9 protein-coding genes and 1 pseudogene are annotated in these 12,256 nt (G+C 59.3%); 3 read left to right on the top strand and 7 right to left on the bottom strand.

Translation table 11 applies throughout. The features are described from left to right. The 7 genes and pseudogenes from QZ522_RS13775 to regB all read right to left on the bottom strand — a co-directional run. Window positions 1-2,154, bottom strand: a pseudogene (locus QZ522_RS13775) (UvrD-helicase domain-containing protein); the annotation flags it as partial. After that, complete coding sequence (addB, locus tag QZ522_RS13770; RefSeq protein WP_294612629.1) at window positions 2,151-5,090, bottom strand: double-strand break repair protein AddB; 2,940 nt, start codon at window positions 5,088-5,090, stop codon at window positions 2,151-2,153. The gene addB and the pseudogene QZ522_RS13775, both read right to left, overlap by 4 nt. Beyond that, window positions 5,083-5,775, bottom strand: a complete 693-nt coding sequence (locus QZ522_RS13765) for a nucleotidyltransferase family protein (protein WP_294612627.1) — start codon at window positions 5,773-5,775, stop codon at window positions 5,083-5,085. Before QZ522_RS13765 ends, addB begins: the two co-directional genes overlap by 8 nt. Next, a complete protein-coding gene (locus QZ522_RS13760) occupies window positions 5,751-6,776 on the bottom strand; it encodes a phosphotransferase (protein ID WP_294612624.1) in 1,026 nt (341 codons plus the stop codon). The genes QZ522_RS13765 and QZ522_RS13760 overlap by 25 nt, the downstream gene beginning before the upstream one ends. Beyond that, window positions 6,773-7,246 (bottom strand): tRNA (adenosine(37)-N6)-threonylcarbamoyltransferase complex ATPase subunit type 1 TsaE, encoded by a 474-nt coding sequence (gene tsaE, locus QZ522_RS13755; RefSeq protein WP_294612620.1) that lies wholly within the window; start codon window positions 7,244-7,246, stop codon window positions 6,773-6,775. Before tsaE ends, QZ522_RS13760 begins: the two co-directional genes overlap by 4 nt. Window positions 7,247-7,286: 40 nt before the next feature. Next, on the bottom strand, window positions 7,287-8,813 hold the full coding sequence (locus tag QZ522_RS13750) for a PAS-domain containing protein (RefSeq protein WP_294612617.1): 1,527 nt from the start codon (window positions 8,811-8,813) through the stop codon (window positions 7,287-7,289). 95 nt (window positions 8,814-8,908) lie between these two features. Further along, a complete protein-coding gene (regB, locus tag QZ522_RS13745) occupies window positions 8,909-10,303 on the bottom strand; it encodes a sensor histidine kinase RegB (protein WP_294612613.1) in 1,395 nt (464 codons plus the stop codon). Between the two features lie 90 nt (window positions 10,304-10,393). On the opposite strand from regB, the gene QZ522_RS13740 reads away from it, so the two are divergent. From QZ522_RS13740 to QZ522_RS13730, 3 genes are all read left to right on the top strand, one after another. Beyond that, window positions 10,394-11,023: an SCO family protein gene (locus QZ522_RS13740; RefSeq protein ID WP_294612611.1), complete on the top strand. Its 630-nt coding sequence runs from the start codon at window positions 10,394-10,396 to the stop codon at window positions 11,021-11,023. 77 nt (window positions 11,024-11,100) lie between these two features. After that, window positions 11,101-11,652, top strand: a complete 552-nt coding sequence (locus QZ522_RS13735) for an ActR/PrrA/RegA family redox response regulator transcription factor (RefSeq protein ID WP_294612608.1) — start codon at window positions 11,101-11,103, stop codon at window positions 11,650-11,652. 186 nt (window positions 11,653-11,838) lie between these two features. Next, window positions 11,839-12,256 (top strand): glycosyltransferase family 2 protein (locus tag QZ522_RS13730; RefSeq protein WP_294612605.1); only part of this gene is annotated, 418 nt, incomplete at its 3' end.

Here is a 12,256-nt window from a genome sequence, read left to right as displayed (position 1 = left end):
TCTTCGGCCTCTTGTCCAAGCCGCGCCAAAAGCTTTTGGCGCCCGTTATGGCGCGTCAGGATCCGTTCAATAAGGTCATAGGGCCGCAGGAAATCCGCCTGCTTGCCCAGGTCTTCCAATATTCGTCGGGTCTCTGGAAATTCCGCCGCCCGATCACGAAGCTCGGCCGAAAGATACCGCTGCTTGCGTCCCTGCGCGAGATCGTAAAGCTGTGCCTCGGTCCAGCCGAAAAGCGGCGAGCGAAGCGCCGTCGCCAATGAAAGATCATCCTCGGGCGTGGCGAGATAGGACAGAAGCGCCGCCAAATCGCGCACCGCAAGTTCGGCCCCGACCTTAAGGCGGTCCGCCCCCGCGATCGGAAGGCCCTGTGCTTTACATTCCCGGATCACCTCGTGGAAAAATCCGGACCGCCTGCGCACAAGAATAAGGAAATCGCCGGGCTCGACCGCACGAAAGCCAGAGGGCGCGGAAGCGTCCGGAATTGCCTGATTGTTGTCGATCATCCTGCGGATGCTACGGGCAATTTGACGGGCGAGAATGATCGCCGGATCGTTGGCAGAGCGAATATCGACGGGCATATGCCATTCGGGCGGCTCGTCTTGCTCTTGCTTCTCGACCAGGGGCCAGAGATCGACCCGCCCTGGCAGCGCCTCTTTGAACGCTTTGTGACCCTCTTCCGGCGTAAAACCACTTTCCTGGGCGTCTTCAAAACAGCAGTCGACAACCGAAAGGATGGCGTGGGACGAGCGAAAGGAATAGGCCAGAACCAAGGATTGAAGGGGCGAGCCGGTCGCCGAAAGCCGCGCATCAAAGTCCTGTTGCATGCGGTCGAATTCACGCGGGTCGGCGCCCTGAAAGGAATAGATCGACTGTTTTTTATCGCCGACGACAAAGATAGTGCGCAACACATCGGCGCGTGCGCCCTGACCGCTGGTGAATTCCTGTGCCAGCCGTTCGAACCGGGCTTGTATCCTGGGCCTCGTCGACAAGGATATGATCAATGCCACCATCGAGGCGAAAGAGAACCCAGGCGGCAACATCGGGGTTGGTCAAAAGATCGCGGGCGCGCAGGATCAGGTCGTCGAAATCAAGCAATCCGCGCAATTGCTTGGCGCGCTCATAGGCAGGCAGGAAAAGCCGCGCAAAACCATGAAGCGCGCGGGTTTTTTGCATCGCGATCAGGGCCAGACGCGCAAGGCGTGCATCCTCAACCCGGAGCATCCATTGATTGATCTGCTCCATGATCGGATCAAGAGCCGTGCGCGTGTCTTTTGTTGGGAAAGTGCCTGTCTTGGCGGAAAAGGGTGATTTCGTTCCTGCGCCCGTCAAAAAGACGTTCTCTAAAACCGGGAGTGCGGAAAAGTCCAGACATGTGATCCCGCTCAGCTTTTGTGCCGCTGAAACATCGGTCGATTTGCCTGCCTTGAGTGCGGGCAACATCTGATCCAATAGCATTTGCTCGTTGCCCAGAAAAACCCGGGACGTAATTTCGTTGGTATCAAGGCCCGCGGGCTGACCAAATATCTCGGCCAATCTGGTATCGCTAAGGTCCTGTACAAAAGCGGTTCTGTGGCGGACGATTTCGGCGGTCAACTTCTCAAAGCTTTCACCGGAATAGTGGCGCGCAAGCTCATAGAACGCCTCTGCGCCCGGCCCATCGGCAAGCTCTTCGACGATCTCGCCACGCAACAGGGTGGCGGTGCGATCCTCCATCTCGGTGAATTGTGGGGTGACTCCGGCCTCTAACGGAAAACGGCGTAGCAGCGAGGCACAGAAAGAGTGGATCGTCTGAATCTTTAGTCCGCCGGGCGTTTCGATTGCGCGGGCAAACAGGCGGCGCGCATCTTGCAGGGTGTCTGGCGTTATCGCACCTTCAAACCCAAGATCGCGCAGCTCTTCAATCAAGGCCTCGTCGGCCAGCATCGCCCAAGCCCCAAGGCGCCGGAACAGCCGGTTTTGCATCTCGCTGGCGGCGGCCTTTGTATAGGTGAGGCACAAAATATGCTGTGGATCGACCTGATCCAGAAGCAGGCGCGCCACGCGGTCGGTCAGCACCCGCGTCTTGCCCGATCCGGCATTCGCCGAAAGCCAGGTAGAGCGGTCTGGCCGCGCCGCGTCGATCTGGCGCTGGGTGGCGTCGTTGCGTTCGCTCATTCGTCCATATCCGTCAGATCAGCCATGTCGGTGATGTCCCATTCACCAAAGCGCGCAAGCTGATCATAATCGCCCTGATCGTCGCTATTGCGCGGTGCGCGGCGTGCAATGTATCCCTTTGAGGGGTCCATATAGGCCGAGATCAGCGCATGAAACTCTGCCCAGACCCTTGCCGGCGGCTCGTCCTCAAGAGGCGCCTCTACCTCGGTGGGCGTGCTGCCAAGGCCGATGAAAACCGCGCGCGCCACCTTGGTCGGCCCCATGTCGCCAAAGCCTTCGCGCTCGGCAATCGCGGCCTCAAGCAAAAGCTGCTTGTCAAAGGCCTTTTGTTCTTTCTTGGTCGGCGGCTGTCCGGTTTTGTAGTCGTAGATGTGCAGGGTGCCATAACGATCAAGGTCAAGCCGGTCGGCCTTTGCCGTCAGGGTAAAGCCCAGGTCCGGCATCCCTGCCTTGCCCTTGGCCTCGAACGCGGTTGGCGTGGCAAGAACCTGGCGCCCGATTTCGTGTTCGATGAACCAATCTGCAACCCTCTCCAGACGCGACAGCCAAAGCGCGCGCGCTTCGGCCCAAGGCACGTTTTCAGCCAGAATAGTTACTGCTTTTTCCAACAAGAGCGCCTTGGTACAGCGCGCCGGATCGTCACATGTTTCGCGGACAAAGCATTCCAGAACCTCGTGCAAAACAGTACCGCGCAACAAGGCATCGGGCTGTTTCATCAGGGGATCAAGCCGCCGCAACCCCAGAATATGACGGGCATAGATCGCATAGGGATCGCGGATCAGCCGTTTGATTTCGGTCACCGAAAGCTGTGTGGGGCGCGCAGCAACGGGCGGGCAGGGGGCCGGGCGCTTTGCCGAAGGGACATAGCCCGGCTCTTCCAGCTGTGCGACGCGCTGAAGCCAGTCACGCCCACGGCTGCGCATGTCTTCAAGCGCCGCGACGCCACCCTGATCCGGCAGACCCGACAGCAGGTTCTGCATTCGGTTAAGCCAGCGCGACACAACGGTTTCCGCATCATCGGACCGCACCGACCGGGTAAGCCAGACTTCGGGCGCGGCGACGGCCTGTTGAAAGTCATGGGCTGAAAGGCCGATCCGCCGTTCCGGCAGCAAAAGACCGGCCTGATGGCGCAGTGTGCGATTCAGCCAAGGGTCGGGCTTGGGCGCTTCGGGCCAGCTTCCTTCGTTCAGCCCGGCAAGGATAAGAAGGTCTGCGCCCTGAACCCGCGCCTCGAGCGTACCCCAGATCAGGATATTGGGATGTGGCTCGATCGGATTGCGCACTTCTCGGGCGGCAAGAATTTTGTGGAACAGACTGGCGTAATCGGCGGCGTTCAGCGATCCGCCAACGTCGGCTTCGGCGGAAAGCTCCGAGATGGCCCGCTGTGCCTCTTGCCCGGCGTCCTTTTGCCAGAGCGTGCCGCTGCCTTCACCGTTGCTGCCCTGGGCAATTTTTTCGGCGAGGGTGATGTGGGCCTCGATCCGGGTGGCCAGTGAAATTGTGCCGGAATCGTCTCTGTCCGTGAAGCAGGCACAGAGCCAATCCACCCATCGCGTCACCATTTTGTCCTTGCGCCCCTCCGCCCAGAGCCGGAGGCTCGCCGCAGTTGGATAGGGCGGGCCATGACGGCGCAAATGCAGTTCGAGTTCCCGCGTCAGGCGCAGATGATCGCCCCGGTCGCCGCCGCGATGGGTCAGCGGATGTTTAAGCAGCGTCAGAAGCGCCTCGGCCGTCAGGCGATGCCGAAAAAGATCGGCGACATGACGCAGCAAACGCCCCGGCGGCGATAGATGCAGCGGTTCGCCCGCACTGTCATCCGGAAGGATGCTCCACCGATCAAGCGCTGCGGTCACCTGTCGGGTCAGCATGCGGTCCGGGGTGATCAGGGCGGCGGTTTTGCCCTCATTCGCGGCGTGGCGCAGGCGCATGGCAATCGCGAGCGCCTCATGCCGGGTCGAGGGTGCTTCGAGCAGGGTGACTTTTTCGAGCGCGCCGGGAATATCGAAGAGCTTCGGGCCATCGCGCAACCATTGATCGGTGACCGGCGCCGGGCGCAGGGCAAGCGAGACAATGGCGTTGCGGTTTGGGTTTGCGGGCGCGTCACCGCCCCAGGGGCGGATGTCGCTTGTGGCTATTCCGGCGCCGACGGCAAAGCGGTGAAACCGGTACTGCGGATGATCTTCGGAGAGCATCGCATTTTCAAGCGAGGTCCAGACATGATCGGGCATGTCAAAATCGAACCCCGGAAGGATCACCGCGCCCTGCGGAAGCCGCGCGACCGCCTGCATCAAAAGCTGTGTCGCGCCGCGCGACCCGGTTGACCCCGCGATGATGATCGGGTGGCGCGGCGGATCAATCTGCCATTGCTCGATGCGTCGCTGAATGACCCGGCGCTGACGGGTTTCAACATCGGGCTGATCGAAACCGGCGTCGAAATAGTGACGAACAATGCCCAAAAACGATTTTATCCGTGCCCAGTGCCCGGATTGATCGGTGACATCGAGATCGTCGATCACATCGGGCGACACGCCTTCGCCATGCATTTCATCCATCAGGGCCGCGAGGCTATCGGCCAAATCAAAGATCGCACTGCGTGGGGCAAGGTCGGGCTGGCGATCCAGAAGCGCGGTGATCAGCTGAACCAGCTCAAGACGGCGGCGCAGAGACGGCACAGGATCGGGAATCTGGCCAAGATCCCATCCCTCGCCAAGATCGGTCACAAGGCTGATCTGCGGGAGCAAAAGCGCCGGGCCCTGATCAAAGAGGTCGCGAATGCGCCGGGCCATCCGCTTGGTGTTCACGATTAGCCGGACACGCGCCAGGGCCTCGGGCGGTTGATCCGCGTGGCGGGCAAGCAAACCCTCAACCAGCGCGCGCGGGAAATCGACGCCTGGCGGCAGGCCGAAAACCCGAGGGGAGTCGCCGGACTCAAACATCGGGCCAACCAAGCATGGCTTCGGCCAGCTTTATGCCTTCGGGCCGACCGACATCGCACCAGGTACCGGGATAGGGGGTGGCGTAAAGTCGGCCCGTGGCAAGCATCTTGTCCCACAAAAGGTTGAGCGAAAAGCTGGCCTTCGGGATGTCATGCAAAAGGTCGGTCCTGATGATCTGTAGGCCGGAATAAATCGCGCCGGGGCCACGCACGGCGCGCAAGTCGCCGTCGATCACGAAATCGCCTTTGCCCATGTGGCCAATCGCCTGCGGCTTGGGAATGCAAAGCAAAAGCGCATCCATCTGCTCAGGATTCCAGAGCGCGGCGATATGATCAAGCGGGTTTGGCCCGGCCCAGACCGCATCGGTGTTCATGGTCATTACAGGCCCCGACCCCAAAAGCGGAAGCGCATGACGCAGCCCGCCGCCGGTTTCCAGAATTTCGGGGCTTTCGTGCGACAGGATAACCCCGGTTTCCGCAAGGTGCCGCTCAAGTGGTTCAGGCAGATAATGCAGATTGGCCACGATCCGCTCTGCGCCGTGGCCTCGGACTAGATCAAGTGCGTGATCAATCAACGGTTTGCCAGCCACCCGAATAAGCGGCTTGGGCTGATGGGCGGTAAGCGCGCCCATGCGTGTGCCGAACCCTGCGGCAAATAACATTACCGGGAAGCGTTGCGCGCGCATTGATCTTTGAGCCTTTGCAAAACGTCAGGGGTGGGCGGAACAAGGGTATCGCGGATGATCTCTGCGACAGGGGCCATTGCGGGATCGGTCAGGTCCCGCTCAAGATGCGCCCAGACCCGTGGGATCAGATCAATGTAATGGGCCTTGCCATCACGAAGACAGAGTCGGACGAAAACCCCCAGAATCCGAAGGTTCCGCTGTGCCCCAAGACAGTGATAGGCGGTTTTGAATGCCGTGGGATCGGCGCCCGAAGCGGCAATGTAGCGGGAGATCATGGCCTCTTGGATGTCGTGCGGAACATCACGCCGCGCATCCTGAAGGACCGACACGAGATCATAGGCCCTATGGCCAAGCATTGCGTCCTGAAAATCCAGAAGGCCGACCCGTGCGACGCCTTCACGATCCGGCAGCCAAATAAGGTTTTCCGCGTGATAGTCGCGCTGAATAAGAACATCGGCGGTATCGGCATGCGTCTTCAGGGCGGTCTTGATAGAAGCGTGAAACGCCGGTCGCGCCGTGCCGATGTCACCGGTGGTGCCGCGATGATACCAGTCAAACGCAAGGGCGGCCATGTCGGCCATCACATCCGGGCCATAGGTGGCAAGGCCGATAGGTGGCGAGTGGCGATGCAGCTCTGCCAAAAGATCGGTCGCGGCCCCGTAAAGCGGCATTTCAAGCCCCGGATCAAGCGGAATGACCCGCGCATAAAGCGCGTCGCCAAGGTCTTCAAGGATCAGAAAGCCATGCGCCTGATCCGCTGCGAAAATTCGCGGGGCACTTAACCCGATGTCGGTAAGATAGCGTGCAATCCGCACAAACGGGCGTACATCCTCGCCTTTTTCCGGCGGGGCATCCATCAACACTGCGGTTTCGCCAGTGGCGGCCCGCGTCAGCCGCAAATACCGCCGGTTCGAGGCATCGCCCGCAAGCGGTGCGACCATGGCACCGGCCCAATCGGTTTCGGCGATGAACCGCTTTTGCAGAATGGCACGATCGGTCATGGCAAAACCTCTTTGATCCTTTCGGTCCAGCTGGCATCAGCCCATGTCAGGCGCAAGAGGCGTTCATCGTCCCGCTGACCCGGTCCAAAGGCCAGACATAGCGCGTTATCGGGCGCCAGATCGGCCAGCCGGTCGGGCCACTCAATAAGACAGATCGCGTCGGAGAATGCTTCGGTCAGGCCAAGTTCGATCAACTCGAAAGGATCACTCAGGCGATAAAGATCCGCATGCCAGATCTCTCCGGATATGCCGGGATAGGTCTGAACAAGGGTGTAGGTCGGTGATGGTACATCTTCGGGTTCGGGCAGGAGCGCCTGAATAAGGCAGCGCGCGAAATGGGTTTTGCCCGCGCCGACACCACCCGCCAGTAAAAGCACATCGCCCGCATGAAGCAGCGGCGCCAGCTTTTGGGCAAGCGCGCAGGTGGCATCAGGGCCGGAAAGAATGACAGTGGCGGCGTGTTCGGGCATGGCATGACACTACACGCGCCACGCCTGCCCGCAACCGCGATCAGGTCATGTCGGCGGGTGTTGTGCTGGAAAATTCCGTGGCGATCTGCGCCAGGCAGATCATCGTCAGGCCGCCCCCAAGCGACACCACCCGACAGGTCGCCCCATCGCCGCCCGGTCGCCCGACGGTATCGACGATCGGGGCGCTAAGGGATTTTCGGGTTATCTTCTCTTCGATCTCGGCCCAGAGACCTGCATCCGGATAGCGGCTATGACAGGCCTTCAGAATGTCCTGAAGGGTTATTTCGGCAAAGCTTACGTCGGGGTCGATGCCAAGAAGGGCGCTCAGGGTCTTGTTGCAAAACATGAGGGTGTTCTCTGATGACAGGACGGCAACCCCTTCGTTAAGCTGATCCATCACCGTTTGCCTGAGGTCCATTTGCATGCGGTGCCGCCGGGTGGCCAGAATTTCGACTGAAATATCCTCGAACAGGAAGGCAACCGCGCCATCGGGATGCGGCCGCCCGGTGACGCGATATGTCTGCCCGGTGGGCAGGCTCCAGACCTCTTGATAAAGCCCGTCGGCGGCGGTCTTGACCATATCGTTGATCTGACTGCGCCAGCTGGCGTAATTCTTTGGCTCGGGCATCACCTGACGGTCGCGCAGGGTGTCAAAAAAGCTGATCAGACTGGGCCGCGCACTTAGATATTCGGGCGCAAGCGAGGTCAGATCAAGCAGGGCGGGATTAAACAGCGCAAGGCTGCTGTTGCGGTCAAATACCACAAGCCCCGTGGTCAGATTCGCAAAGGTCTTGGTCAGGGTCTGGACAAATTCACGCTGGATGGTTTCGGCGCGAATGATACGGGTAATGTCGAGCGCATAGTGAACGACGCCCTTTGCCGTGTTGGTCGCGCGCAGGTCATACCAAAGATCGGATGTCTCGCCCGGATTTTCCAGCGATACACGCATTGATACAGGTTCGCCCGATACAGGCGGCCTGCCAAGGGCATGGGTCATCTGCTCTTTATGATCATCGCTAAGCGCCTTGCTGGCATCATTTTCCCAGATAACTCTGTTGGCGTCATCGCTTATCCAAACCGGAATTGGCGCCGCCAGAAGAGCGTCAGAGTGCCCCTCCAACAGATGAAGGTGCCGCATGGTTTCGTGCAGGTTGGCAGAGTCAGGAGGGCGGTCTTGGGCGAGCGTCAGGCGCACCAATGTCTTGCCGGGCGCAAGATCGAGTCGCCCCCCCGGCACGACGTTATTGCTTGCGAGCGTGAGATCACCGGTCAGATCGTCAAGGCTGTCGGGGAGATCAGAAAACCGAAACCCCAACCAGCGCCGCATCCGTTGCCAGTCGCTCTCGTCCTCCCTTCCCGCCTCTGGCAGGATCAATGACTGTGCGTCATGGTCGATAAGCGAATTATCGCGAAACAGAAAGCTGTTTGAAGGGGTGAATGGCTGTGCCGATACCTTCGCCCGATTCAGGCCAGACCCGAATACCCCGATCAGCCAGAGCACCGCGAATGAAAAGACGACCACAAGGCTGCCAAGCAGGGCAAAGTTCGATAGGGTTAGATTGACCATGAAGCACCTGATGTTTCGGCATTCCGGTCAAACTTTATCGAAACTGGTTAAGACCGCCTTAATGGTGTCGGGATCTCTGTCAAATTCACCGCGGCTCAGGTCGGGAACGGCTGATTTTCACCAAGCGGTGAGGAGTCCGCGCTTGATGGCGATTCGATTGCACTTCGCGCCCAGATGACTTCGACAAAGGCCCCCGTGCGGGCGGAATGGCTGGCCTGGGTTTTGAACGAATCCGATCCGTTGGCGAAACTAAGGTCTGCGCCTGAGCGTTCCAGAAGGGTCTTGGCGATGAACAGCCCAAGGCCCATCCCCTCGTATTCCGGGCGGCGCGGGTCATTGCCCGCAGAGCGCCGCCGCATGAAGGGATCGCCGATGCGGCCCAAAAGATGCGGCGGGTATCCACGCCCGTCATCCATGATCCGTATGGTGATAGCTTTATCGTTCCAGCTTGATTCAACCCAGACATTTTCACGCGCGAAATCAACCGCGTTCTGGATCAGGTTGCGCAGCCCGTGAATGACCTCGGGACGGCGTAGCACGTTGGGCTGGGACAAAAGATCGCCCTCGCCGGCCGCATGGTCAAAATGAATGCGCTTGCCCCGGTCGACATGCGGTTCAGCGGCCTCTTCGATCAGCGCCGTCAACGGAGCGGTGCGCAGGTGAAGGTCGTCCTTGCCCGCCCGTCCCATCGAGCGCAGGATATCGCGACAGCGGTCGGTCTGCTGCACGATCAAAAGCGCGTCTTCGCGTAAATCGGGGCTGTCCGACAGCTCTTCTGCAAGTTCGGCGCTGGCAAGTTTGATCGTGGCCAGCGGCGTGCCAAGCTCATGCGCCGCCGCGGCGACAACCCCGCCGAGATCGGTCAGCTTCTGTTCGCGTGCCAGGGCCATTTGCGTGGCTTGCAGGGCATCCGACATGGTGTGCATTTCCTGCACGATCCATCGCGAATAGACCCCGAGAAAGACCACCGCGATGACAATCGCCACCCAGTTGCCAAAGCGAAACACATCCGGCACCCGAAGGATGAACCCCTGTTCGGTGCGCAGCGGCAGGTAAAACAGCATCAGCAGAGACACGATAAGGATCGCCATCAACCCAAGGAACGCCGTCGAGCGGGACGAAAGCGCCGAGGCGGAAACGGTGACCGGCCCCACGATCAGAATGGAAAACGGATTGTTAAGCCCGCCAGTCAGATACAGCAGCAACCCAAGTTGCAGCATATCAAACAGCACCACCATAAGCGTATCCTGTTCGGACAGGCGTTTGTTTTCCGCAAAGACAAAGGCGGCGACAAGGTTGCTGACGACAGAGACGCCTACGACAAGGAAGCACAGGCCGATTTCAAGGTTCAGGTTATAAACCCGTGCGGCGATCATCAGGGCGCTGGCCTGGCCGACAATGGCCCACCAGCGCAACAAAACCAGCGTGCGCAGGCGGATCCAGCCGCCACTCTGGCGCGATTTGAACGGGGTGGCGGTTTGCTCAGCCATATGTGCGATTGCGTCCCATTGCATGCGTGGAAGGGGATGTTAGATAGGCTGAAAGTTGCATCCAGCGCCCCCTAACGCAAGGAAATCCCGATGACACGTCTGATTGCCATTGCCGCCACAACCGCCGTCATTCTGTTGATTGGCATCACCTATTACATGACCACGCTATCGGGTGATGACGATCAGTTTGCCCAATGTCGCGCCTCAAGTGTTGCGGGCGGTGCCGGTCAGATCGGCGGGCCGTTTACCCTGGTTGATGAAACCGGCAAAACGGTGACCGACAAGGACGTGATAGACAAACCCGCGCTGATCTATTTCGGCTATACCTTTTGTCCCGACATCTGCCCGCTTGATGCCGCCCGCAATGCCGAGGCGGTGGAAATTCTCGAAAGCCGGGGCACGATGGTAAAGCCGGTCTTCATCTCGATTGACCCGGCGCGCGACACGCCCGAAATGCTTGCCGAGTTCACCGAATACCTGCACCCTCGCATGGTGGGGCTGACCGGAACGCCGGAACAGGTCAAGGCGGCAAGCCAAGCCTACCGGACATTCTATCAGGCGCAAAAGCCCGCAGAGGGCGAAGAAGACCTGTACCTCGTCGATCATTCCACCATGTCATATCTGACCCTGCCAGAGCATGGCTTTGTCGAGTTTTTCCGTCGTGATGTCACCGCCGAACAAATGGCTGATCGCATTCAATGTTTTATTGATGCAAGCTAAGCTGTTGCGTTTGTTTGACGCAGCCATAAGCGCGGGCTAGAACCGTTCTAGGGCTTGCGCGCAACAGGAGGAACGGCATGGCTGAGGACCAGCATGATATCGGTGAAGACAAGTCGCTTCTGTTATTGGATGACGACGAGCCGTTTCTGAAGCGTTTGGCCAAGGCCATGGAAAAGCGCGGCTTTGAGGTTGAAACCGCCGGATCGGTCGCTGCCGGACGTGCCATTGCCACCGCAAGACCGCCCGCCTATGCCGTTTGCGATCTTCGGCTTGAGGACGGTAACGGGCTTGATGTGGTTGAAATCATCCGTGAAAAGCGCCCCGATAGCCGGATCGTTGTTTTGACCGGATATGGCGCCATTGCCACGGCGGTTGCCGCGGTCAAAATCGGCGCAACGGATTATCTTTCAAAGCCTGCCGACGCGACGGATATCACCAATGCCCTGCTCGCCACGGGGGAAGGGTTGCCGCCACCCCCCGAAAACCCGATGAGTGCGGATCGCGTCCGCTGGGAGCATATTCAACGGGTCTATGAGCTTTGCGATCGCAATGTCAGCGAAACCGCCCGCAGGCTTAACATGCACCGCCGCACCCTTCAGCGCATCCTTGCCAAGCGGTCACCGCGTTAGGGCAAATCCCGGATCAGGGGCGCTGGGCCTCTCGGACAGGGAGATATGTATCTGATTTGGCAACAATTTGTATTTTTGCGCAAGATTGGGCGGAAAAAGATTGTATTAATTGTCCTGAGATAGTGTTTGACGATGGGAAGCGGTTAACAGGGGTCGAAATCTTTGGGTTTGTGGCAGTCATATCGGATGCGGCTGCGGCGGAAGCGGGCGAAAGCACGGGCTTACCGCAAGCATTTTTCTTTGACGCCGGTTGCCAACCGCACGGAAAAGATCAAGCCCGGCGATATCCTTTTGTTTTCCACGCTGCGCGATGAACATATCCGGCTTCCGTATTTCCTTAAATATTACCGTGATATGGGCGTGTCGCATTTCCTGATCGTGGATAACGATAGCACCGATGGCGGAGCCGAGTATCTTGCGCAACAGGGTGATGTGTCGATCTGGTCGACCAAATCAAGTTATAAGCGGTCGCGTTTTGGTGTGGATTGGCTCAACTGGCTGCAACAAAAATACGGGCATGGCCATTGGACCCTTGTGGTCGATGCCGATGAATTCTTTGTCTACCCGTTCTGCGTTACGCGCCCGAACCGGGCCTTGACCGACT

Source organism: uncultured Roseovarius sp. (assembly GCF_913054395.1).
In the GTDB taxonomy this organism is placed as follows: domain Bacteria; phylum Pseudomonadota; class Alphaproteobacteria; order Rhodobacterales; family Rhodobacteraceae; genus Roseovarius.
Note: the sequence above shows the minus strand (reverse complement) of the source record. Positions and strands in the feature narration are given on the sequence as shown.

What these genes read in the sequence shown, in the direction of transcription:
- addB (WP_294612629.1), bottom strand. Translation starts at nt 5,090, where the DNA reads ATGTTTGAGTCCGGCGACTCCCCTCGGGTTTTCGGCCTGCCGCCAGGC.
- QZ522_RS13765 (WP_294612627.1), bottom strand. Translation starts at nt 5,775, where the DNA reads ATGCGCGCGCAACGCTTCCCGGTAATGTTATTTGCCGCAGGGTTCGGC.
- QZ522_RS13760 (WP_294612624.1), bottom strand. Translation starts at nt 6,776, where the DNA reads ATGACCGATCGTGCCATTCTGCAAAAGCGGTTCATCGCCGAAACCGAT.
- tsaE (WP_294612620.1), bottom strand. Translation starts at nt 7,246, where the DNA reads ATGCCCGAACACGCCGCCACTGTCATTCTTTCCGGCCCTGATGCCACC.
- QZ522_RS13750 (WP_294612617.1), bottom strand. Translation starts at nt 8,813, where the DNA reads ATGGTCAATCTAACCCTATCGAACTTTGCCCTGCTTGGCAGCCTTGTG.
- regB (WP_294612613.1), bottom strand. Translation starts at nt 10,303, where the DNA reads ATGGCTGAGCAAACCGCCACCCCGTTCAAATCGCGCCAGAGTGGCGGC.
- QZ522_RS13740 (WP_294612611.1), top strand. Translation starts at nt 10,394, where the DNA reads ATGACACGTCTGATTGCCATTGCCGCCACAACCGCCGTCATTCTGTTG.
- QZ522_RS13735 (WP_294612608.1), top strand. Translation starts at nt 11,101, where the DNA reads ATGGCTGAGGACCAGCATGATATCGGTGAAGACAAGTCGCTTCTGTTA.